Origin of the sequence: Pseudomonas sp. SLFW, from assembly GCF_009905615.1 — a bacterium.
GTDB classification, from domain to species: domain Bacteria; phylum Pseudomonadota; class Gammaproteobacteria; order Pseudomonadales; family Pseudomonadaceae; genus Aquipseudomonas; species Aquipseudomonas bambusae.
Genome location: NZ_JAAAKW010000005.1, coordinates 148,642 through 171,486, shown reverse-complemented (window position 1 = coordinate 171,486; position 22,845 = coordinate 148,642). Strand labels below are relative to the sequence as shown.

The window sequence follows — 22,845 nt, the reverse complement described above, 5'->3', positions numbered from 1 at the left end:
CCCGCACATGAACGTTACCGAACGCGTCATCGTCGAGCAGTTTCCCTTCTGGCAAGCCGCGTTGACTCAACCCCTCCCGACCGTGGACGCCACCATCGTGGTGGTCGTCGGCTGTGGCACTTCGTATTACCTGGCGCAAACGGTGGCCAGCGCATTCAATCTCAACGGCAAGCGCGCCATCGCCGTGCCTGGCGGCGAATGGGCGCGTCGTCCGGAAGCGTATCTGGCGCACTATCAGGACGCGCTGGTCATCGCCCTCTCCCGCAGTGGCGAATCCACCGAGACGGTCGAGGCCGTGCAGGCCAGCCGCGCCCGTGGCTTGAAGACCATCGGCATCACCTGCGAAAGCGAAAGCAGCCTGGCGAAAGGCAGCGATCAGGTGGTGTTTGCGCCGACCCACCCCTCGGAAGGCATCGTCATGAGCAGCTCCGCCAGCCTGATGCTGCTGCTGGGTCTGCGACTCGCCGGTTCGCCGGTTGACGCCCACATCGCTGCCACCGCTGAACGCGCGATGCAGACGCTGGATCGTCAAGTCGACACCACCGTGCTGTCCCGCACGCACTTTGTGTACCTCGGCGGTGGCGCTTACTACGGCCTGGCCAGCGAAGGCGCGTTGAAACTCCAGGAAATGAGCCTGACCTACACCCAGGTGTTCCACCCGCTGGAATACCGTCACGGCCCGGTCAGCCTGGTGGATGACCACACCTGCGTGGTGCTGATCTACAGCCCGCAAACCCACGAGGAAGAGACCACGTTGTACAGCGAACTCAAGGACAAAGGCGCGCTGGTGATTGGCGTGGGCGGCCCCGGCGACCTGCACGTCGAGGTCAGCGAAACCGGTCTGGACCGAAGCCTGGCGATCCTGCCGGCGCTGCAACTGTTCGGTGAGCGTCTGGCCCGGCACAAAGGCCTCGACAGCACGGCCCCGCGCCACCTCACCAAGGTTGTACGTCTTTCCTGAAGCAGTGGCCCGGCAGAGGTAGTGTCCCGAAATGGCAACCGTAAACATTCAGCAACTTCGCAAGAACTACGGCACGATCCCGGTGTTGCACGGCATCGACCTGAGCATTGCCGACGGTCAGTTCGTCTCGCTGGTCGGGGCATCGGGCTGCGGGAAATCCACGCTCCTGCGGATGATCGCGGGTCTGGAATCGGTGTCTTCCGGGACCATCGAACTCAATGGCGGCGTCATCAACGACCTGTCGCCCAAGGACCGGGACATCGCCATGGTGTTCCAGAACTACGCGCTGTACCCGCACATGACCGTCGCCCAGAACATGGGGTTCAGCCTGCAGTTGCGCAAGGAATCACCTGCCCGCATCGCGGCGGCGGTCAAGGAAACGGCCGCCATGCTCGGGCTTTCCAACTACCTGGATCGTTATCCCAAGGCGTTGTCCGGCGGGCAGCGTCAACGGGTCGCCATGGGCCGGGCCATCGTGCGTCAGCCGCAGGTGTTTCTGTTCGATGAACCGCTGTCGAACCTCGACGCCAAACTGCGGGTGCAGATGCGCATCGAAATCCGCACCTTGCAGCGTCGGCTGGGCACCACGGCGATTTACGTGACCCACGATCAGATGGAGGCCATGACCATGTCCGACCTGATCGTGGTAATGAACGCCGGGCGCATCGAACAGGTCGGCACCCCGATTGAGGTCTACGACCGCCCCGCCAACCTGTTCGTCGCCACGTTCATCGGCTCCCCGGCGATGAACCTGATCGACGGCATTCTGGTGCAGGAAGATTCGACGTCGATCGTGCTTGTGGGCGATCAGAAGGTGGACCTTGGACGCCGTATCGATCTGGCCAGCGCAAGCCCGGTGGTGATGGGCATCCGGCCCGAGCATTTCAGCCTCGGCAGCGCGCATGCGTCGGATTTCAGCCTGCCGCTCACCATCGACCTGATCGAACCGACGGGTGCGGAAAGCCATGTCTACGGCAGGTCCGGCACGACCCCGGTCGTGGCCTCTCTTCCGCGCAAGGGCGACCTTCAACTGGGCCAACAGCTGACGCTGCGGGGCAGTTGCGAACATGTGCACGTGTTCGACAAGGCCAGCGGCGCGCGTCTGGTCTGACACCCGGCCATTCCCTTCCCTGCAAGCTTTCGCGGGGTCGGGAATGCATCGTAACGGCGTCGGGTCACCACCCGACATCTGACCGTTCATCGCCGGGGGATTAATTTCACAAACTTTTCCCCGCCCTCAATGCCCCAAACACTAGAGCTGCTGACGCCCTCGTCAGCATGCATGCGCTCTGAATTTAGTGACCATGAGGCTTGACGACATGAATAAGAAACTGAGTTCCGCGTTCGCCCTGGCAGGACTGACCTGCATTCTTTCGCTGCCGGTAATGGCCGCGAGCAGCACCACCACTGCCCCTAGCGACACCCACAAAACCAAAGCGAGCCAAACCCATACCACATCCACTCACACCGACAAAAAGGCAGCCGGCACCAACGGCGCCAAGACCAAAGGCACAGCGCTGCCAGGCTCCGGTGGCGAAGCGGGCAGCGGCGGCAACTCCAGCCCCGGCAACAAAAGCCCGTCGGGCGCCGGTAGCACTGACGAGTAATAGCAAGTTCTGATTTGCCCATGACGCTGGCCAGGCTGAGCATTCGCTCGCCTGGCCAAGTGTTTTCATCACTTCTTGCGCCGCCCGTCGATGACAGCCGGGGCAATCCCCTCCCGCGTTAATCCATCACACCTGCGCTTGACCGCCATCGACGAACAGCTCGATGCCGTTCACGAAACTCGCGTCGTCTGATGCGAGGAACACTGCGGCGTTGGCGATTTCTACCGGTTCACCCACACGGCCCATCGGCACTTGCGAAGCGAGGTAGTTGAGCAGGCCCTGCTGTTGCGCGGCATCCGGACCGGCCAGGTCAACGAGGCCAGGGGTTTTGGTGGCGCCAGGGCTCAAGGTGTTGACGCGAACGTTGCGGTCCTTGAGGTCGAGAATCCAGCTGCGGGCGAAGGCGCGCACAGCGGCTTTCGAGGCCGAGTACACGCTGAAGGCGGCGGTGCCCGAGCTGCCAGCGGTCGAACCGGTGAGAATCACCGAGGCGTTTTTCGCCAGCAGCGGCAGCGCCTTCTGCACGGTGAACAGCACGCCTTTCACGTTGCGGTCGAAGGTGTCGTCGTAGTGCGCTTCGGTGATCTCGCCCAGCGGCACCATTGAACCGCCACCGGCGTTGGCGAACAGCACATCAAGATGCCCTTTCTCCGCACTGATTTGTGCGTACAGCGCATCGAGTTGATCGAGGCGAGTGGAGTCCACTCGAACGCCGGTGGCGTTACCGACTTGTGCGACGGCGGCGTCGAGTTCGGCCTGACGGCGGCCAGTGAGGTAGACGTGGGCGCCTTCTTCGGCGAAGCGTTTGGCGGTGGCCAGGCCGATGCCCGTGGTGCCGCCGGTGACCAGTGCGATTTTGCCTTCGAGTTTGCGAGCCATGGTGTTTCTCCAGAAAGGTCAGTCAGTGAGTTCGGTAAGGTGTTTCGGTGAGGAGAAGCTTATCGACGAATGACACCTTTCAAAATAGAATTGTCCGCAATCCATCATTGCAGAAATGAAATGAGCAAACTCCCCGATTTCGAAGGTCTCGCCATGTTCGCCAAGGTGGCGGAAGAAGGGTCATTCGCGGCAGCGGCGCGGCTGATGGGCGTTTCCGTCCCTACCGTTTCGCGGGCGGTGGCCCGGTTGGAAGAGCGTCTGGGCGGTCGGCTGTTCAACCGGACTTCTCGGCAACTGGCACTGACCGAGTTCGGTTCGAGCATGGCGGCGAAGGCCGGGGAGATTTATCGGCAGGCCGAAGAGGTCGAGAGTGAGGCCCAGGATCTGGCCGTCCAGCCTCGCGGGCAAGTGCGCCTGGCGATGCCGATGGCGTTCGGCCTGCGCTGGGTTGCGCCGTTGTTGCCCCGACTGCTGCGCCAATACCCTGAGCTGTCGGTGGACCTTCATCTTTCTGACGCATCGGTGGACTTGATCGCCGAGGGTTTCGATGCCGCACTGCGCATCGCCGTATTGCCTGACTCCTCACTGGTAGCGCGCCGACTGTGTTCTGTGACGCAATTTCTGGTGGCCTCGCCGGGTTACCTGGCGGAGCACGGGCATCCGGCGCATCCGCGAGAGCTCGCCGATCGGTCATGCCTCAGTTATGCCTATCGGGCGCGCAGTGACCTGTGGCGTTTCACCCACACCGACGGCACGGAAGAAGACGTGGCGCCGAAAGGCCGATTGCGGGTTACCAACTCGGACGCGCTGCTCCCGGTGCTGCTGGAGGGGCTGGCGATTGCCGAACTGCCCGAGTTCATTGCCGCCGAATACCTCGCGGATGGCCGACTGGTCACGCTCCTGCCGGGCTGGAGCATGGCCCGGGGCGGACTGTATTTTGTCACCCCCTCCGCGCGAAGCCGGCCCGCAAAAATCCGCGCGCTGTCGGATTTTTTCGCCGAGCACCTTTCGAACCCGGTGTGGCGGTGGAATCCCTGAAGCCGCCCCCTGCGCCGTGCCAGCGCCATTGCATGCACCGGTTTTGCTGCCGCTGCGCGGCAGATCGCAGGCAAGCCAGCTCCCACAGGACTGTGCGCGCAACCGGATTTTGAGTTGTCTGGATTCCTGCCGCGCAGCGGCAGTAAACTCGGCATACGCGCTGTACTTGAAACACCCAAGGTTTCAAACGCAGCCCGTTTGGCGCAGCCCACCATCCTCAGTTGACAAACAGAATTGTGACGATTAGTTTCACAATATGCCTCAGCCCAACGTTCAGTTCTCAGTCGCTTCGCACATCATGGCTTCGCTGGCGGTCCGCCCCGGCGAGCCGACGCGTTCGTCCGATCTGGCCAGCAGCGTCAATGCCGACCCCAGCTTCGTGCGTCGGGTGATTTCCAAGCTGGCCAAGGCCGGTCTGGTCACCACCACCCGAGGCAAGACGGGGTCCTGCATGCTGGCGCGACCCGCCACTGAGATCACCCTGCTCGACATTTACAACGCCAGCGACGCGCCCAAGGCCTATGTGGTCCACGGGTATGCCGTCGCCGAGGGCTGTCACGTCAGTCGCAATATCAAAGGCTGCCTCGAAGGCGTGCTGTGCAGCGCGCAAACGTCATTCGAACAGGGCCTTGCGCAACACACCCTCTCTCAAATCGTGACCGCCATCGAAGACGGTCCGTGATTTTTTTTGCCGCTAATTGTTGTCTTTGAACGCACAATATTTCTCATTTTTTTTCAGGAGCGTCAGATCTGGGATTCACGCATAGACCGCCATTGACGACCCCTTTCGATTTCACCCGGCACTCCGAGGCCACACGGCCACGAGGCCAACGCAGTCGCTTCATTCCCTAAATGCTTCATTCAGATGCGAGAACATCATGGCTCAGTTAGAAGGAAAAGTTGCACTCGTCACCGGCGCTTCCAAAGGCATCGGCGCGGCCATTGCCAAGGCGCTGGCCGCTGAAGGCGCGGCGGTGGTGGTGACCTACGCCAGCGCTCAGTCAGCGGCGGAAGCCGTGGCGGCGAAGATCGTTGAAAGCGGCGGCAAGGCCACTGTGGTCGGCGGCGACGTCACCAAGGCGGCCGATGCGCAGAAGTTCGTGCAAACCGCCATCGACGCTTACGGGCGCCTCGATATCCTGGTCAACAACTCCGGCGTTTATGCGTTTTCGCCGCTGGAAGAGATCACCGAAGACGAGTTTCACCGCCAGTTCAACACCAACGTCCTCGGCTTGTTGCTGGTGACGCAGGCGGCGTCCAAACACTTGGGCGAAGGGTCGAGCGTGATCAACATCAGCTCCAGCGTCACCTCGCTGTCCCCAGCCACCAGTGCCATCTACACCGGCACCAAGGGCGCCGTGGACGCCATCACCGGCGTGCTGGCCAACGAACTGGCGCCGCGCAAGATTCGCGTCAACGCCATCAACCCCGGCTACACCGAGACTGAAGGCACCCACGCGGGCGGCATCACCGGTTCCGACATGGAGAAACATTTCGTGGCCCTGACCCCGCTGGGCCGTGCCGGGCAACCGGATGACATCGCGGACGTGGCGACCTTCCTCGCCTCGGATGCATCGCGTTGGGTGACCGGCGAACTGCTCGTCGTGTCGGGCGGCCTGCGCTAAAACTGTCCCGGCAGTGACCTGAGCGATCAGGCCATTGCCGGTTCTTCGATCCGCTCGATGTCTTCGTGGGGCAAGCTGTCCAACAGGCACTGCGCGAACGCCTCGGCCACCGGCTGAACGGTTGCAGGCAAGCGCAGGCAAATCGCGAACGCGGGCAGTTCGGGCAACCCGATGTCGTCCGGCAACACTTTCAGGTCCTCCGGCACAGTGGACGCCAGCCATGCGGTAATCGCCAGACCGACCCGCACGGTGGACGCGGTGGCTTCGAAACTGCCGTTCTCGAACACGGTCCGCCAGGCAATCCCCTCCTTCGCCAGCGCGCCCAACACCAATGGGCGAAACACGCAGCGCTCATCCACCAGTGACAGCGGCAACGGCCGGGTTTTCCAGACCTCGCTGGTGCGACTTCCCACCCACACCAGCGGCTCGGTGCGAATCACCCGACCTTGGGCGTTGGGGGTGAGGTATTCGATCAGCGCCACGTCGAGATGACCGTTGTCGATGGCTTCGTGCAGCACCGGCGACGGCTCGCATTTCAACGACAACTCCACCAGCGGGTGGGCGTCGGTAAACGCTTTCATGGCCGGTGCCAGCGAAGTGATGAGATCAGGCGGTGCGCCAACCCGCAGATGCCCGCGAATCGGCCCTTCGACGGTGTCCGCCCAGATGTCGTCGTTCAATTGCAGCAACTGCCGGGCCTTGGCCAGAAACAGCTCGCCCTGTTGCGACAGCTCCAATTGCCGGGGTTTGCGAATCAGCAACTGGCAGCCGAGGGTTTCTTCGAGGCGCTTCACCTGCTGGCTGACCGCGCCCTGGGTCATGAAAAGCGCATTGGCGGCGGCCGTCATGCTGCCGTGATCGGCGACAACGACGAAGGTGCGGATCAGGCTGAGGTCGAGGTTTCGGGTCATGGTGGGATTACGATCAGTAATGTCAGGCATTAAAGATATTCGATTTTCTAATCCGCGAGCCAGCCGTACTGTCGGCGGCATTCAACTGACGGATGAAAGGCCAATGCCCACGCTGTTGCCGCTGTTTCTGTTCGTCGCCGCCTCGACACTGTCTCCCGGCGGCGCGACATCCCTTGCCACCGCCTCCGGTGCGCGATTCGGTTTAAGCCGTTCCCTGCCGCTGATCCTCGGGATCGCCTTCAGCCTGGCGTTTGTCGCCACGATCGCCGCGTTCGGCCTCGGCAACCTGATCGCTCAAGCACCCGGACTGGAACTCGCGGTCAAGGTCACGGGCTCAGCCTATCTGCTGTGGCTGGCGTGGCGCATCGCCCGCAGCGGCGCACCTTCCACAGGTGCAGGGCCTGACGCCGGATCGGATGAGCCGCTGGGTTTTACCAACGCCATTCCGCTTCTCTTGTTGAACCCGAAAAGCTGGGCCATGACCGTCAGCGCGGCCGCCGCGTTTTCGCCGTTGGCGACCCACCCTGCCGGGTTCGCAGCGTTATTGGGCGTGTCGTTCGGCCTCGCCGCGTGTGCCTCGCTGATCCTCTGGTGCTGGCTCGGCGTGCTGCTGGCGCGGCTATTGCGCACCTCACGTCACTGGCGGCTGTTTAACCTGGCCATGGCCGCCCTGCTCGTTTTGTCCATCATTCCCACCTGGAGTTGACCATGCTCAGCCTGCCGTTTGCCGAATCCTTCGACCTGAATGCCTGCTTCGACGACATCACCGAACACTGGTCGCCGAAGGTCGTGGCGCAGGTGAACAACCAATACGTCAAAGTAGCGAAATTGCTGGGGCAATTCGTCTGGCACAACCACGCGGAACAGGACGAACTGTTCTACGTCCTGCGCGGCCACCTGAAAATCGAATACGAAGGGGGCCGCGTCTCCCAGTTACCCGCCGGGTCGATCCACGTCGTGCCCAAAGGCGTGATGCACAACCCGGTGGCCGACGAGGAATGCTGGATCGTGCTGATCGAGCCGATGGACACCCTGCACACCGGCGACGTCGAGACGCCGTTGAGCAAGACGATTGAGCAGCAGTTGGCTTAGCCCTTGGCTAGCGGGGTACGCTCACAGGTATTCGACGTTCCCGTCCACGCTGATCGCCTGGCCGCTGATGTTGACGGCAGCGGGAGAGGAAAGGAACAGCGCCATGGCTGCGACGTCTTCCATGGTCACCATGCGGCGCAGGGAAATCTTTTCCAGATACTGGTCCCGCATCGCGTCGAAGCCGATCCCCAGCGTCTGCGCCCGCGCATCGATGACCCGGTTCATGCGCTCGCCCGTCACCACGCCCGGCAAGATGGCGTTGACCCGGACGTTGTCTGGCCCCAGTTCGCCGGTCAGCGATTTCATGAGCCCGACGATCGCCCATTTGGTGGAGGCGTAAGGCGTTCTGAAGGGATAACCAAGGCGACCGGCAACCGAAGACATGGCGATGATATGGGGGTTGCAGTTTGAATTTTTCAGCCAGGGCACAGCCTTGCGCAGCACGTAATACTGACTGTTGAGGTTGGTCGAGACGGTGTGCTCCCACGCGTCCGGATCCAGATCCTCAAGGTTGCCGGTGGGGCCTGCGATGCCGGCATTGTTGACCAGCACGTCCACGCCACCGAGCGATGACGTCGCCTCGTCCATCATGCGGTCCACGTCGTGCCGGACGCCAACATCCGCCACGCTGCCCCGTAAGCCAGGGTGTTCGCGCTTCATCCGTTCCACGGCCTCGCCGTCGATGTCGCAGATATACACCTGGGCCTCGACTTCATGGAAGGCCCTGGCAATGACCGCACCGATTCCAGCGGCGCCCCCGGTGATCAAAACTTTCAGACCCGCGGGCGGTTTGAGCAAATCGACAATCTTCACAGCGCTTCCCTTCCTTCAATAGCAGGTTCAGTCAACGGGCGACCCGCTTGCGCGCTGATCGCCATGCCCAACAAGGGTACGAGGAGCAAGCCGAGCACGGCGGCGGCCACGATCACAAAAAAGCCGGATGAACTGAGTCCCGATGCCTTCTCCGCCAGACCAAACAGAAACGGGCCGACGAAACCACCCAGCAAACCGAGCGTGTTGATGAAGGCCAGCCCGGCCGCCGCTTCGATGCCCTGCAGCCGTTTCATCGCGATGGCCCAATAAGTCGGCAGCACGCCACCGGCGAAGAATGACGTGGCCGTGAACAGCGCAATGCGGATTATCGCGTCATCAATCAGGGTGAACGCCACTGAACTGGCGATCAGCCCCACAGTGAACAGACTCAGGCAATACGTGTCGCGATCCACGGCGCGATGCACCCTCGGCAACACCAGAACCCCCGCGAGAAAACCGAAGCCGACGCTGCTGGACAACAGGCCCACGGTGAGTGGCGAGGTGATCTGCATCTGTTGGATGATCGACGGCGTGAAGAACACGAGGCCCACGAACGCTACTTGGTTAAGGAAGTAAATCAGGCCGATGAGGATCGTGGTCGGCCGCGTCAATGCCTTCATCCACTGCCCGGAATAGCGATGAGGCTCACCCTGCCCCGGCAACAGCGCGTGGGTCTCCAGCGATTGCGCCTGCGCCGCATTCAGCCAGCGCGCATCCCGTGGCCGGTCCGGCAATTTGAACCAGAGAATCACGCCAACCACCACACTCGGCAGGCCTTCCAGCAAAAACATCCATTGCCAGCCGTGCAAACCGCTCACCCCGTCCAGCCGCATCAACGCGCCGCCGATCGGGTTGCCAATGACCAGCGCCAGCGCCGGGGCGATGTAAATCCAGCCGATGGCGATGCCGCGGTCCTTGGGCGCGAACCACAGGGTCACCATGTACATCAAGGCCGGAAACAGACCGGCCTCGGCAATGCCCAGCAGCACCCGCAGCAGGTAAAACGACGCCTCGCCCTGCACGAACATCATCGCAGAAGACAGCACGCCCCAAGTCACTGCAATCCTGGCAATCCAGCGTCGTGGCCCGATGCGGTGGGCGAGCAGATTGCTGGGGACTTCGAGCAAGGCGTAGCCGATGAAAAAGATGCCCGCGCCCAGTCCGAACGCCGCCGCGCTGATCCCCAGGTCAGCATTGAGCGCCGCCTTCGCCAGTGCAACGTTGGTGCGGTCCAGGTAGGACATAAAATAAATGGCGCACATCAACGGTATCAATCGAACCATCGCTCGCCGGGTCGCGAGCGCATGGAGCTGCGCAGCGTTGGACATGACCGTCATGATCAAACCTCTTCTTGTTGTTCTGACTGCTCGATAGTCTGGCCGCGTTGCATCACTGCAGGTGCACGTTTTGACGGCCCTTGAGGCCCAGCATCTGGCGGGCTTCCTGCGGGGTGGCGATCTCGAATGACAGTTCCTCGAGAATGTGCCGAACCTTGCGCACCTGTTCGGCGTTGGTCTTGGCCTTGACCCCTTTGGCGAGGTAGATGCTGTCTTCCAGGCCCACCCGCACATGGCCGCCCATGATCGCACCCATGGTCACGAAAGGCAGCTGGTGACGCCCTGCGCCAAGGATTGAAAACTCATAGTTCTCGCGCCCGAACAGCCGGTCGGCCGTGGTGCGCATGAGCAGCATGTTTTCCGGGTCGGCACCCAGTCCACCCAGAATCCCGAAGCAGGACTGGATGAACAGCGGTGGCTTGACCAGCCCTTGCTCGACGAAATGCGCCAGGTTGTAGAGATGCCCGACGTCGTAGCATTCGAACTCGAACCGCGTGCCGCATTCGCCCAGTTGCTGCATGATTTGGCGGATGTCCTTGAACGTGTTCTTGAACACCACATCTTCCATGCCCTCGACGTGTTCACGCTCCCAGTCATACGTCCAGGACGCAATCTTGCGGGCGATCAGATGGATCGAGAAATTCATCGAGCCCATGTTCAACGAGCACAGCTCCGGTTGAGCCGTCAGGGGATACGCCAGACGTTCAGCCAGCGTCATCCGAGTGCTGCCACCCGTGGTGATATTGATGACGGCGTCGGTGGCGCGGGCAATCGCGGGTACGAATCGGGCGAACACGTCGGGATCGGGTGTGGGGCGTCCGTCTTCAGGGTCTCGGGCGTGCAGATGGAGAATCGCCGCGCCTGCCTCGGCGGCCTCGATGGCGTGCCGTTCGATCTCGGAGGGCGTCAGGGGCAGGTACTCGGACATCGACGGCGTGTGCGTAGCGCCAGTGATCGCGCAGGAAATGATGACCTTTCGGTTCGGCGAGCTCATGAAGGACAACCTTTGTTTTTATTGGCGTGTGCGCCATCGCGAATGACGTCAGGCAGGCGCGGCGCGTGTCGAGATCAGCTTATTGCGTTTGTGCATTCGCAGTAAGATCCTTACCGGACACTAAAGAATCCCTGAAGGACATTGAGCGGAGCCCCATGAATGTCACGAAAACTGCCGCTGTTCAACGAACGCATCTATGCCCCTTACAAGATTGCGGCGTTGGTGGAAGTCCTCGCAGAACAAGGGATCGCCCCTGCCGACAGTTTGAAAGGCAGCGGCATAACGGAAGACCAGATCAACGACGCCACTGCCCTCACCTCGGTCCGCCAATACGCGACCGTGTGCGGCAATGCCGTGTCGCTGTCCAAAGACCCGGCCACCCCGTTCAAGACTGGCGCACGCCTGCACTTGTCTGCCTACGGCATGTATGGATATGCGCTGATGTCGTGCCTGTCACTGCGTGATTATTTTCGGCTGGGAGTGAAATACCACGCGCTGGCCACGCCGACGCTGACCATTGAATGGCAGGAATACGAAGACCGCGCGGTGTGGACGTTTCCCGATGCTTCTACACCGAGCCCGTCCCGGGAAATCAAACAGTTCTGGATCGAGCAGCAATTCACCCAGCACGTCACTCATCTTCAAGACGTGTTCGGCCAGAGTTGCCCGCCGACCAAAGCCTGCTTTTCCTACCCCGCGCCCGCCTATGCCCACCTCTACCCCGACTATCTGGGGTGTCCGTGCGTGTTCGACCACCCGCAATGCGAGCTGCATTACGACAGCGCGATTCTCGATCAGAAGCCGCACCTTGCCCATCGCCTGACCGCGACCGTGCTCCAGGAAACCTGTGAACGATTGATCGGGCAGGCAAAGGTGTCGGCGGGCATTGCCGGAGAGGTCTATCAGATGATGATGCAGACGCCAGGAGAGTTTCCGAGCATGGAGGCGGTGGCCGAGCATTTGCACATGACCACCCGCAGCCTGCGCCGCAAGCTGCAGATGGAAGACACGTCATTCGCTGCCATCGTTGATGACGTGCGCTGTTCACTGGCGGTCGAATACTTGAAGACGACCGTGATGAGCACTGATGACATTGCCCTACTGCTCGGTTTCTCGGAGCCCACCAACTTCAGGCGTGCCTTCAAGCGCTGGACCGGCAAGACCACGAAGGAATACCGTCAGGGCTGATCATACAAGCCGGTGATGGCAGCGCCGGGATGTGTCCGACAGTCAGACCCTTTATTAGCGGTCTTTTTCCTCCGTCGGCTCAAAGCGCAACACCCCGAGAATGCCGCTCCCGCCTTCACGTTTTCTGTCGGAAGGATGATTGACCCCGTCGTTCACCGGCACCTCGGCAAAATCGAACGGGCTGATGCCACTCAGGCACGCGGCATTGATCCCCAGTTGTGTGGGGTTGGAGCGGCGTTGATGGTGGGTGTAGATGCCGCACTTGGAGCAGAAGTAATGCCTGGCCGTGCGCGTGTTGAATTCGTACAGCGTGAGGGCGTCTTCGCCTGTCACGATCTGCAGGTCTTCCTGACGGGCGGTCACGGCGACCGCGCCACGCATCCGGCAGTACGAGCAGTTGCAACGACGGGCGGTGTTCAGTCCATCGGCGAGTCGGACGCGAAAGCGCACCGTGCCGCAGTGGCAGCTGCCCTCGAAATCGGCTTGATCCTTGTTCATTTCCTCGGCCTCACGAAGATCATGGGATGACGCTTACAGGCTGGCGATAGTAGCAGAGGGCGTCGGCTCGTCGGTTGGCCGGACGCCTGCTATCGGCCAGGGCACGCCACCGCTACAATGCGCGTCCCTCCGCATCACCGCCCAAACGCGCCGAGTCGAAGATGAACCGTCAGAAAAAGCTGCAACAGTTGTTCAAGGCCAAGGCCAAAAAAGCCAGCGCCAAACTGGCCCCGAAGAAAAAGTCCACGTACATCAGCAAGGCCGACCGGGCAAAGCTTGAGGCTGAAGCGGCCGCCGAGCAAACCCCGCAGACTGAATCGGACAACTGATCGCGCACAGAAGCGGCGACCTTAACGTTCAATCCACATCCGCCACCCACAGCACCGACTTGCCGATCTGCTCCCGGGCTTCGATCCGGGCGTGAACGGTCTGGACGTCTTCCATCCGGTAACGACCCTCGATCTCGATCTTCAGTGTTCCGTCGAGAATGGCCCCGAACACGGCATCGGCGCGGCGCTGAACCGTGGCTCCGTCGGCCATGTGATCCGCCAGCCGAGGCCGGGTGAGAAACAGTGAACCGCCCTCCCCGAGTTCGATGGGGTCGAGGTCGGTGACCGAGCCGGAGACGTTGCCGTAATTGATGATCAGCCCGCGAGTGCGGCACGCCCTGAAGCTGTCGCGCAGGGTAGTTTTGCCTACCGAATCGAACACCACGTCCACCCCCTTGCCCTGCGTCGCTTCACGAATGCGATCCGCAAAACCGCCCTCGTCGTAGCGCATCGCGTGATGGGCGCCGCGTGCGGTGGCTATCGCGCATTTCCGCTCACTGCTGGCGGTGGCGAAAATGTCGGCGCCCCGTGCCTTGGCCATCTGGATCAGCAACTGGCCGATGCTGCCGGACCCGGCGTGAATCAGGCAGGTGCTCTCTGGCCCCAATCGGGCGATGTCGTCCACCAGGTAATGCGCGGTCGCGCCCTGAAAAATCGTCGCAGCGGCCAGGTCGTAGGGAATGGCATCGGGGATTTTTGCGACCTTTTCAGCGGGCACGCTGGCGTACTCGGCATAGCTGCCCCACGCAATGCACCACGCCACCCGATCACCGACGGCCAGATGCGTAACGCCCTCGCCCACCTCGACAATTCTCCCGGCGCCCTCCATGCCCAGCGTGCAGGGCGCTCGCACCGGGTAGGTGGCGGAGGACGCGTACTTGCCCTGACGGGTGTGCACGTCCATGAAGTTGATCCCGGCGTAAGCGACCTTGACCACTACGTGGCCCGGCGTGACCTCGGGTGTGGGCAGGTCGTTGCGCAATTGCACGACCTCGGGTCCGCCGTAGGTCTGGATCATGATGCCTTTCATCGGGCTTACTCCTGGGTCAGTTCCGGGACGGTTGTCGTCGTCGATGCGATCCATGTTAAAACGCAGCAGTCGGTTCGATAACTCCCCAAACTTTCCCACCCTCCGTTCGGAAACAACCCGATGTTCGATTGGCAGGATTTGTACGTGTTCTCGGTGCTGGCCCGCACGCAGTCGTTGTCCGCGGCCGCCCGCGAATTGCAAGTAGAGCACGCTACCGTGGGACGGCGCCTCGACGCACTGGAAAAAGCGCTGTGCCTGCGTCTGGTCGACCGTTTGCCCCGCAGTCGGCCGCTGACGGAGGACGGCCGGGCCTTGAGCCGGATTCTGGAAGCGCTGCCGGGAATTACCAGTGAAGTGCAGCAGTTGTCGCGGGTGGCGTCCATCGACGTGGCGGGCACGGTCAAGGTCAGCGCGCCGCCCTCGCTGGCCATACACACCTTGGCGCCACGCATGGCCGAGCTGCGACGCCAGCACCCTCGCTTGAACGTGGAACTGTTGCCCTCGCTGTCGCTGGCGGCGCTGGACAAAGGCGAAGCCGACATTGCACTGCGCACGGTGCGGCCCGAGGAAGACGCGTTGGTCCGCCGCAAGGTCGGCGTGGTGCGGTTCGCGCTCTACGCCAGCGCTGCGTTTGCCGAGCAGCCCGCCGAGCAATGGACGTTCATCGGTTACGACGCAAGCCGCGATCACCTCCCGCAGCAGGCGTGGTTGCACCAGATTCGTCGTCATCGCCCGGTGGTGTTTGCCGCCAGCGACTTGATGTCCCAGCAGATGGCGGCCCGGTCCGGATTGGGGGCGGTGGTGCTGCCGACCACCGTGGGCGACGGCGACCCGTCGCTACGCCGTCTGACGGTCGACAGCGATGGCCCCGCCCGTGATCTGTGGCTGACGGTGTACCCCGATCTTCGGCGCTCGCCGTCGGTCAAGGCGGTGATGGATTTTCTGGTCGAGTGCGTTCACAGCGAGCCACGATTGCGCACATGACCCGGTAAAACCCGTGAAGATCAGGCGTTGACCGCTTCCGACGGGGCCATCGCGAAGCGGTTCTTGCCCGCACTTTTCGCGTCGTACAACGCCAGGTCGGCGCGGCGCATCAGGCTGAACATCGACTCGCCCGGCTCACGCTCCGCCACGCCCACGCTGATCGACAACGTCAGGCCGTATAACGGGCTGGTGTTGACGGCTTCGACGATGGCCAGTGCCAGCCCTTGTGCCGCCGCGAGGTCGTGCACGTGAGCCGCGACGGCGAACTCTTCGCCACCCAGCCGGGCGAAGTTATGGCCCTGGCTCCGGTCCTTCAACAGCCTGCCGACTTCGACCAATACCCGGTCGCCGACGTCGTGACCGTAGCCGTCGTTGATCTTCTTGAAATCGTCGATGTCGAGCATCAGGAAGAACAGCGGCGACGTGGCGCTCCCGTCCTCGATGGTTGCGGTGAGCCGTTCGATGAAGGCGCGCCGGTTGGGCAGCCCGGTCAGGGTGTCCTTGTAGGCCATGCCGTGCAGTTGATGTTGCAGGTCGAACACATCCTTGCGAATCAGGCAAAACGTCTGGCACACCAGCGTGGCCACCAGCAGGCTGCCGGTGATGAGGATCAGTGTCAGGGTCAGGTCCAGTTGCCGGTCGAAGGCCGGTTGCACCGTGTAAAACAGCGTGGCCCAGATGGCCGCGCCGGTGCTCAAGGCCTGCAGTGGATGAAAATGCATGGCCGACACCGGCAAGCTCAAGACCAGCCCGATGGGCAGGAACCACAGCAGCGGATTGCCCAGGGCGATGGCCAGTGAACCGAGGCACGCGGTGCAGGTGCACAACAGCAGCAGCCCGGTCAGCCACAGCTCCCGTGTGGTGCGGGCGCGGTACGTGAGAAAACAGATGACCCCGGCGATGGCGCAGTAGCCATACAACCAAGGGGATATGGGCTGGGTCCGGCTGGCCACGAACAACACCACGCAGCACGCCACGGCGGCCAGAATCTCGCTGGATATCTTGAGCGGCCGCAATTGGGCGAACGACTTCTGCTCAAGACTTTCTTCAGTACCCTGCATGCTTCATCAACCCCGCCAGACGCTCTAATGCCGCTCGCCTTCATCGGGTCGCAGTGCGCAGATAGTACCTAAAACTGCCCGTTGCCATGATTAAGAACGTCACCGTTCGGCGCGTGTACAGGCGCAGGGATGCAAACCCCGCTCACTCACGCGGGATTTGCGCCTGCTGCGCACGACGACACGCCTTCAGGGGTTATGCACCACCACGGTGTCATCCAGAAGAACGAACAGATCGTTGAGGTCCTGCCGGGCCTTCGTGGGCGCCGAGCCGAGCACTACGGCGGCGTAACGCAACGATTTTCCCGCCACGGTACGCTCGATGATCACGCAGTCGTGACTGAAGCTGTCATCACCGAAGCCGATTTTCGACGACACGGCAGTCGGTGTGCGCCCGACAGCCATGAGTGCACTGCCTCCGTAGCTGCCGATCCCGCCGGACATCTGGTTCGCCAGGGTGCGCATCTCGGCAGAGGCCGGGGCATCCACCAGCGTGCCCATGGCCATGGCGGTCATCAAGCGGCCCACTTGCCGGGACGTGGCCACAAAGTTGCTCTTCTGCCGTCCTTGCGCCGTGGCCCAACGCGGTGTGAGGGCCACGCCTCCGGCGTTCGCCGCCGCTTCGGCTGTGTTCCGCACCCAGTCATGGCCCTGATAATCCCCTGACACCCACAGCCCCTTGTTGCTGCCCGCGTCGAAAAAACCGCCATTGGCGAACAGCCCGTTGAGGTAGAAATACCCCAGCGCCAGGATGCAACGGCCCGCAGCGGTGTTGTTCGACCAGCGCATCATCAGCCGCATCCAGTCGTAGAATTGCCCGGGTGGCGCGCCGAACTCACCCGCTGTGTCCAGATCGGCGTTGCTGATCGCGGGCGAGGCGATGGCGAACTCGACCTTGCCCGCAGCCGACAGGGTGAACAGCGTGTTCAATTGTGGAATCGTCACGTCCTGGCCGTTGCCGAGGCTGGTGGTCGGACGGCTTGGAAACAGCGCCTTGAGCTTCGGCGCCCAGGCGCGTTTGATCAGCGGGAACAGATCGGCCGCCGTGGTGATGCCGTTGGGCCGCGCCGCGTCGGCCATGGCCTGAACCCGCGCCCGCAAAGCGAAGGCGGCGTACATCACCGTGACTTTCATCAGGCTGCCGACGAAGACCATGTCCTGATCGTTGAGCCCCGCGAACGCCGCCGACGCCGGAGCCCCGGTCACATCGGCCACTGCCGCGCACAGGTTGTTCGCGGTGCTGACCGTCACCGGCGCGAACGCGGTCGTCATCGAGGCGTTAGCGGTGTCGATGTTCACCGTGACAGGGCCGGAAAACGGATCGACAGCGTCAGCCCAGGCAGGCACCGGCGTCGTCGGCGTGCCCCCTTCTCCACCGCCGCCGATGGCATCGGAGAAATGCACGATCTGGATGAACAGGTCGCCGGGGTTGTCCGTGACCATTTGCTCGTAGGCGTCGAGGAAGGTGCTGAAGGGCTCGGACACCTCGCTTCCGGTGGCGGGGTCGATGAACACGAATTGCGTGGCCGTGCCGTCGGCGGCGCCGGTCCCGGTGATGCGCGTGACCACCCGCGCATGGGGCGAGAACTGCCCGGTGGCGGTGGACGAATCGGTGGTGATCCACAGCGGCCCGTAAGTGTTCACCCAATCGATGTATTGCGCCATCGAATAACTGGCGGGTGGCTCGCCGACCATGCCGAGCGCGCCGATGAAGGCTTCTTTCTCGGATGACGCCAGCCCCTGCTGGTTCTGGAACTTGGTCAGGTATTGCGCACCGGCCTTCTGCAAGACTTCCTCGACAGTCATGGCATGGCCTTCTTTCCAGCTGACCATCATGGTGGCGACCGTCGCCCAGCACGCCATGCTGTTTTGCTGCTTCATTTTCGGCACGGTGCCCGCGAACTTGGCGACGACCTGCTCCGCCGTGCCCGCCGACACTTCGACCGATTCAGCCACGCCCTCGGGATCGGTTTTTTGCGCCTTGACGGTTTTGCCCTGATCGATCGCCTTGACCGCTGCGGTGGACAGGCTCGATTTTTCGGCACTGGCCCGTTCGAGGGCGGTTTTTTCCTTGTCGCCGCCATCGATCTGATTCTGGATGTGCTCCTTGACCAGCTTGCCGTAATCGTCTTGAGAAATCGCGCCGTCCTGCCGGGCGCTTTTCAGGGTGTCCATGATCTTGTCGGAATTGGCCGTATTGTGGCCCTGGATGGACATTTTCTGCGCCATCTCGGCGAAGGCCTTGGCGTTGTCCTGATTGGAAAGGTAGGTGCGAATCGCGTTCTGCTGGTTCGCGTCGAGCCCGGTGACGTCCTTGAAGATGCCGGCCTTGCCGAGCAATTCGTTGAGCGTCGCCAGCCCCACGCCCGGTTCCGGGTTGGCCGGTGCGTTCTGGATGTTGATCAGCGGCGGCGCGAAGTCCTTGAACACCGCTTTCCAGTCGGTGACCACCGGGGTGGGCGGGGTCAGCGGCGCGATTGAAGTCGGCTCATCGGTGGTGAATTGGGTCCAGTCCTGGGACGTGTTGTCCTTGACCTTCTCGCACGCATCGCAGGCGCCCTGCACCGTTTCAAGGAACACGCCACGGGACGGCACACTGATGCGGAACGGTGGCGGCGGCGTCAACGGCCGGTAGTGATCGAACAGCGATACGTCCACCGCCTCCCCCTGCGCATCGTGCTCGACGATGTATGCCTGACTGACCCGGTAGCCCGCCGCCACGGGAAACACCAGGGAGTTGCCGGTGACGCAAATCAGCTCGTTCTTCACCACCGACGCCAGGCTTCGATAGACCAGCGGCACGCCGCTGTCGTTGTAGACCTGGATCGAAAAACCGTCGAGCAGCATGTAGCGCCGGTTCGGGTCGAGGCCGTACCACAGGCGGTTGTTGTAGTGCTCCAGGTTGCTGTTGAGGTGCTCGGTCAGCTTGTTGACAATGAACACGTCCTCCTTGCGCGGGTTGCGTTGCTCATCGGAGTTCATCGGGGTGGATTGGGTGACGCCGTCGAACAGGTCGTTGCCCAGATAGCCGCTGTAGATCCGCCCGTTGTAGTGAGGCGTGGCGTAATTGACGTTGAGACTTTCCACCGTCAGCGTGACCATGTTGCCCAGCGTGGTGCGGCTGACCGCCGAGACGCTGGCGGCGAAGCTGTAGACCAGTTGAATCTGCGCAATGGTGGCGCGGGTCGAGGTGCTGTTGGCCTGGAAGTTGTAGCGCAGCAACTGTTCTTTGGTGGAGTAGCGGTTCAGCGCGGTGATGTCGAGGGAGCTGAACGGCTTCATGACCAGCGTCGATTGGCTGATCAGCCGCGTCACCAGCTGCGGCGCGATGTCGCTGAAGAAAATCCGGTCCCAGTCGGCAATCACGTTGTTGGCGAACTTGTTCAGCAGCTCAAGCGTCGTGATGTCGAGAATGTTCGCGTAGGCATCCCAGAGCTTTTTGTCGTCCTCCATGCCCTGAAAGAAGCTGATGGGGGTCAGCACGTTGTTGACGAGGATTTTCTGGTCATTGAAGGAATGCACGCGGATGCACTGGGCGGGCGACACCGACTCGTAGTTCTCGTCCAGGGTCATGAACAGGTCGAAAATCTTGCCGGGGGTCAGCACGTCATGGGATTCGGTCTGATAGCTGACCGACGGCCCGCCGCCGAACAGCAGCGACAGCCCGCCCGTAGCCGCCGCGATGGCGGTGGACTTGATGTTGTCGCGGATGGTGCCTTCCACGTCCACCCCGCCCTGGGTGGTGACGGTCTTGCGGATGATCGGCAAAGACAGGATCCGGTCGAAACGGGTTTTCGGCCGGGGCAGCACGGCGCGCACGCTGAAACTGCCCTTCACTTCAGTGATCGCGTCGTCGCAATAGCGCGCGGCCGGGAAATCCACGTGGGCGTAATGGGTCCTGATCCGCTCGTTGGCGTCGAAACCCTTCAGCAGCGGGTGAACCCTGAGCCAGCTGAACCGCTGCAACCAGGTGTTGGACGGCATGGGCAGCAACGCGGGCGCCAGCACGTCCGACCATTTGTGGATGTTGTCCATGGTGAAGTTGGTCATCAGCAGCGGCACGAAGATGCACTCTTCCACCGCCACCAATTCCTGAAACACCGCGAAGTGCCGCAACACCTCAAAGTACATCATGGTCAGCGAGTGGCAGTGATTGTGGTTGGCGACGACTTCGGTGGTGGCGCTGTATTGCTGACCCTCTTGCACGGTGGTGACCACCGACGCGTTGAGCTGGCGATAACTGTCGGCGTTTTGCATCACGGCCTGACGCAGCTTCTCGGCGAAGAACTGCGAGGTGTTGCGGCTGCCGCTTTGCGAGGCGCTGCTGCTGGAACTGGCCGTGCCCCCGGCCACGCCAAGTGCGCCTGACACCACACCAATATTGGCGGCCACACCCAGCCCGGCACTCACCCCGCTGGTGGTCGCTGAACTCTGGCCTTGCACGGCTTCCCCCAAAAAGCCGCCCAACTGGTCGGCGATTTCCCGCTCGGAAACGAGGTCAGCGGTCAGCCGTTCGCCCTGAGAAACATTCTGCGACTCGGCGGCTTGCAACGCGTGGCTCGAATCGAAAACCGCGATCTGTTTCTTCTGACCGGGTGCCAGCGGCAAGGAATACAGCAGGTTGCCCAGGGAATAACCGTCCGCCTTGAACACCGATTTGTAGTGCAGGATGTGGCCCGTCGCGACCGTGACCGCCTGGTAGAACGACAGGTAATCGCCGTCGGCGGGCGTGTCTTGCCAGCGAATGGGGTTGTCCAGGTTCACCGGCTTGCGGTTGATCTGCTGGGTGCCGCCTTCCAGCTGGAACGCCGACACTTCTTCGCCCTGCAAGGTCATCAGGGTGGAACGGGTCAGGGTGTAATTGGCCACATCCGGGTCTGAGGTACGCACGATGGCGGTGTAGTTGTATTCGCTCAGGGTGCGATTGGGCGTGGACAGGTTGATGCAGCCGCCGCCAATGTCCTGCATGTATTCGTCGGAGTTGATCAAGTCTTCCTGCGTCGGCAAGCGGCTGACCTTGCCCGAGCCCGAACAATCGCAATCCTCCTTGTGTTGATCGTCCGCTGGGTCACACACCGGGTCGGTCACCAACAAGTACAGGAAGTCATCGGAAATGGTTTCGTTGGGGGTGTCGGGATTGACCGGGATGTCGGCGGGGGTGTTTGGCGTCAGTGAAATCAGCGCCTGGGCCGCGACGTAATTGCCATAGGGATAGGCCATGGCGAAGTTGCCGTTGCTGTCGGCGGTGGCCTGACCGACCACGCGCCAGACATCTTCCGTGTGTTCCCTGGCCTGAATCAGCACCGTCGCGTCCTTGAACGGGCATGCCTTGGTCAGCCCGACCAGTTTGCCCCGTAGCCGTTTGCCGTCCACCGGCAGGTTCGCAGGGTCCGGGTCCAGCGCGACTGGGCCATATTCAGCGACTTCGATGTGCAGGTCCTTGAGTTGCGCGTCATCCGCCGCGAACTCGTTGCGCCACAGCTCAGCGCCGTCGAAGCCGCGCACCCGCACCGCAATCGGGCCTTGCACGCTGTTTTGCAGCAGCTTGTGTTGGGCGGTCAGTGAAAAGGCAATCCGGTTCTCGGCAGGTGTTTCGGCGTTGTGCAGCCAGTCGTAGGCGATGGAACGAAACCGCGTCGTCCCGTTCGCATCGAGGCCGCTGTATTGCGCGTCCAGGGCGTAGAAGTACAGATCCGGTTTGTCGATCAGGCGGCCATCAGCGGTCGTCACGTGCAGGTGGCCAGCGATGTCGATCCAGACCAGCGCCTCGACCACGATGTCGAAATCGAACAGGGCAAAGAAGTACTGCTTCAGAAAACCGGCGAAGTCGGCCACGTTCTCCAGGTGCAGGCGATTGACGAGGGGCCCAAGACGGTCATTGATGACAGCGTCGGGGGTCATCGGGTCCTTGGGGGAAAGGTCGTTCTCTTCAATCAGGGTTTTCAGGAATTGCAGCAGGCTGACGGTGCCGCGACGACCGGTGATGCGCTGAAACTCGGGGAGCGCTTCGTCGTATCGGTGCTGATTGACCAGGAAAATACTGTTGGCGAGGCCGTTGCTTGTCACCCCGTCGGCATTCGTGCCTTTGATCAGATAGAGCGCGGAAAACGGCGTGGGGTACGGGATTTCCAGCTCGGCGATGGTCAGCTGGAGGGTGATGGGAAAAGCCAGTTGCGGCACGGCCTTTTCACCCTGTTTCATGATGGCGTCGGTGAAACGCTGGAAGTTCAGCAGTTGATTATCGGCGCCGGTCAGGCCGGCGGAAGGAGCGCTGGCTTCATAACGGCTGTCTTTGAGGTGAAGGCTCTGTCGCTGGGTCAACGTGCCAATCTGCGTGCGCTGAATCCCCTGCCGGCTCGGGCCGGGAGAGTAACTGAAGCGGGGCAATTGAAACGTGAGATCGACCGTCCCCGACGTTACGGCGTCGGGGTCCCCTTCATACGTGAAAGACCGCTGTAGGAGCAACATGCGAGATTCCTCTGGTGTTCTTATTAGTTGACG

General features: G+C 62.1%; 20 protein-coding genes. 11 read left to right on the top strand and 9 right to left on the bottom strand.

What is annotated here, in order from left to right; all coding sequences use genetic code 11:
- The first annotated feature begins 7 nt into the window (after positions 1 to 7).
- From GVN17_RS11240 to GVN17_RS11230, 3 genes are all read left to right on the top strand, one after another.
- Positions 8 to 961: an SIS domain-containing protein gene (locus GVN17_RS11240; protein ID WP_166595332.1), complete on the top strand. Its 954-nt coding sequence runs from the start codon at positions 8 to 10 to the stop codon at positions 959 to 961.
- 31 nt (positions 962 to 992) lie between these two features.
- Positions 993 to 2,072 (top strand): ABC transporter ATP-binding protein, encoded by a 1,080-nt coding sequence (locus tag GVN17_RS11235; RefSeq protein WP_166595331.1) that lies wholly within the window; start codon positions 993 to 995, stop codon positions 2,070 to 2,072.
- Positions 2,073 to 2,280: 208 nt separating this feature from the next.
- The gene (locus GVN17_RS11230) at positions 2,281 to 2,568 is read left to right on the top strand and encodes a hypothetical protein (protein WP_166595330.1); all 288 of its coding nucleotides are present in this window, start codon (positions 2,281 to 2,283) and stop codon (positions 2,566 to 2,568) included.
- A gap of 126 nt (positions 2,569 to 2,694) precedes the next feature.
- Here GVN17_RS11230 and GVN17_RS11225 read toward each other — a convergent pair whose 3' ends face one another.
- Entirely contained in the window at positions 2,695 to 3,447 is a 753-nt protein-coding gene (locus GVN17_RS11225; protein WP_166595329.1) for an SDR family NAD(P)-dependent oxidoreductase, read from the bottom strand.
- 120 nt (positions 3,448 to 3,567) lie between these two features.
- On the opposite strand from GVN17_RS11225, the gene GVN17_RS11220 reads away from it, so the two are divergent.
- From GVN17_RS11220 to GVN17_RS11210, 3 genes are all read left to right on the top strand, one after another.
- Positions 3,568 to 4,485: a LysR family transcriptional regulator gene (locus GVN17_RS11220; protein ID WP_166595328.1), complete on the top strand. Its 918-nt coding sequence runs from the start codon at positions 3,568 to 3,570 to the stop codon at positions 4,483 to 4,485.
- A 256-nt stretch (positions 4,486 to 4,741) separates the two neighbouring features.
- Complete coding sequence (locus GVN17_RS11215) at positions 4,742 to 5,167, top strand: Rrf2 family transcriptional regulator (RefSeq protein ID WP_166595327.1); 426 nt, start codon at positions 4,742 to 4,744, stop codon at positions 5,165 to 5,167.
- A gap of 196 nt (positions 5,168 to 5,363) precedes the next feature.
- Positions 5,364 to 6,110, top strand: coding sequence for a glucose 1-dehydrogenase (locus GVN17_RS11210; protein WP_166595326.1), 747 nt, complete (start codon positions 5,364 to 5,366; stop codon positions 6,108 to 6,110).
- 26 nt (positions 6,111 to 6,136) lie between these two features.
- On the opposite strand, the gene GVN17_RS11205 is transcribed toward GVN17_RS11210, so the two are convergent.
- Positions 6,137 to 7,051: a LysR family transcriptional regulator gene (locus tag GVN17_RS11205; protein WP_218576166.1), complete on the bottom strand. Its 915-nt coding sequence runs from the start codon at positions 7,049 to 7,051 to the stop codon at positions 6,137 to 6,139.
- A gap of 73 nt (positions 7,052 to 7,124) precedes the next feature.
- Between GVN17_RS11205 and GVN17_RS11200 the strand changes: the two genes are divergently transcribed.
- Positions 7,125 to 7,727, top strand: coding sequence for a LysE family translocator (locus GVN17_RS11200; RefSeq protein ID WP_166595325.1), 603 nt, complete (start codon positions 7,125 to 7,127; stop codon positions 7,725 to 7,727).
- Positions 7,728 to 7,729: 2 nt separating this feature from the next.
- On the top strand, positions 7,730 to 8,113 hold the full coding sequence (locus GVN17_RS11195; RefSeq protein ID WP_166595324.1) for a cupin domain-containing protein: 384 nt from the start codon (positions 7,730 to 7,732) through the stop codon (positions 8,111 to 8,113).
- 21 nt (positions 8,114 to 8,134) lie between these two features.
- On the opposite strand, the gene GVN17_RS11190 is transcribed toward GVN17_RS11195, so the two are convergent.
- From GVN17_RS11190 to GVN17_RS11180, 3 genes are read right to left on the bottom strand one after another with little or no spacing between them, the layout of a single operon-like run.
- Positions 8,135 to 8,926 carry an SDR family oxidoreductase gene (locus tag GVN17_RS11190; protein ID WP_166595323.1) on the bottom strand — a complete coding sequence of 264 codons (792 nt, stop codon included), beginning with the start codon at positions 8,924 to 8,926 and terminating at the stop codon, positions 8,135 to 8,137.
- The gene (locus GVN17_RS11185; protein ID WP_166595322.1) at positions 8,923 to 10,263 is read right to left on the bottom strand and encodes an MFS transporter; all 1,341 of its coding nucleotides are present in this window, start codon (positions 10,261 to 10,263) and stop codon (positions 8,923 to 8,925) included. Before GVN17_RS11185 ends, GVN17_RS11190 begins: the two co-directional genes overlap by 4 nt.
- A gap of 52 nt (positions 10,264 to 10,315) precedes the next feature.
- Positions 10,316 to 11,257, bottom strand: coding sequence for a 3-keto-5-aminohexanoate cleavage protein (locus GVN17_RS11180; protein ID WP_166595321.1), 942 nt, complete (start codon positions 11,255 to 11,257; stop codon positions 10,316 to 10,318).
- Between the two features lie 159 nt (positions 11,258 to 11,416).
- Between GVN17_RS11180 and GVN17_RS11175 the strand changes: the two genes are divergently transcribed.
- On the top strand, positions 11,417 to 12,445 hold the full coding sequence (locus GVN17_RS11175; RefSeq protein WP_166595320.1) for an AraC family transcriptional regulator: 1,029 nt from the start codon (positions 11,417 to 11,419) through the stop codon (positions 12,443 to 12,445).
- Positions 12,446 to 12,499: 54 nt separating this feature from the next.
- Here GVN17_RS11175 and GVN17_RS11170 read toward each other — a convergent pair whose 3' ends face one another.
- Positions 12,500 to 12,943 (bottom strand): GFA family protein, encoded by a 444-nt coding sequence (locus GVN17_RS11170; protein ID WP_166595319.1) that lies wholly within the window; start codon positions 12,941 to 12,943, stop codon positions 12,500 to 12,502.
- 161 nt (positions 12,944 to 13,104) lie between these two features.
- On the opposite strand from GVN17_RS11170, the gene GVN17_RS11165 reads away from it, so the two are divergent.
- Positions 13,105 to 13,272, top strand: coding sequence for a DUF2986 domain-containing protein (locus GVN17_RS11165; RefSeq protein ID WP_166595318.1), 168 nt, complete (start codon positions 13,105 to 13,107; stop codon positions 13,270 to 13,272).
- 28 nt (positions 13,273 to 13,300) lie between these two features.
- Here the strand turns inward: GVN17_RS11165 and GVN17_RS11160 are convergent, their stop codons facing one another.
- A complete protein-coding gene (locus GVN17_RS11160; RefSeq protein ID WP_166595317.1) occupies positions 13,301 to 14,302 on the bottom strand; it encodes a quinone oxidoreductase in 1,002 nt (333 codons plus the stop codon).
- Between the two features lie 120 nt (positions 14,303 to 14,422).
- Between GVN17_RS11160 and GVN17_RS11155 the strand changes: the two genes are divergently transcribed.
- Positions 14,423 to 15,286: a LysR family transcriptional regulator gene (locus GVN17_RS11155; RefSeq protein ID WP_166595316.1), complete on the top strand. Its 864-nt coding sequence runs from the start codon at positions 14,423 to 14,425 to the stop codon at positions 15,284 to 15,286.
- Positions 15,287 to 15,306: 20 nt separating this feature from the next.
- Here the strand turns inward: GVN17_RS11155 and GVN17_RS11150 are convergent, their stop codons facing one another.
- Positions 15,307 to 16,347 (bottom strand): GGDEF domain-containing protein, encoded by a 1,041-nt coding sequence (locus tag GVN17_RS11150; RefSeq protein ID WP_166595315.1) that lies wholly within the window; start codon positions 16,345 to 16,347, stop codon positions 15,307 to 15,309.
- Between the two features lie 186 nt (positions 16,348 to 16,533).
- Positions 16,534 to 22,812: a papain-like cysteine protease family protein gene (locus GVN17_RS11145; protein ID WP_166595314.1), complete on the bottom strand. Its 6,279-nt coding sequence runs from the start codon at positions 22,810 to 22,812 to the stop codon at positions 16,534 to 16,536.
- Positions 22,813 to 22,845: the final 33 nt, after the last annotated feature.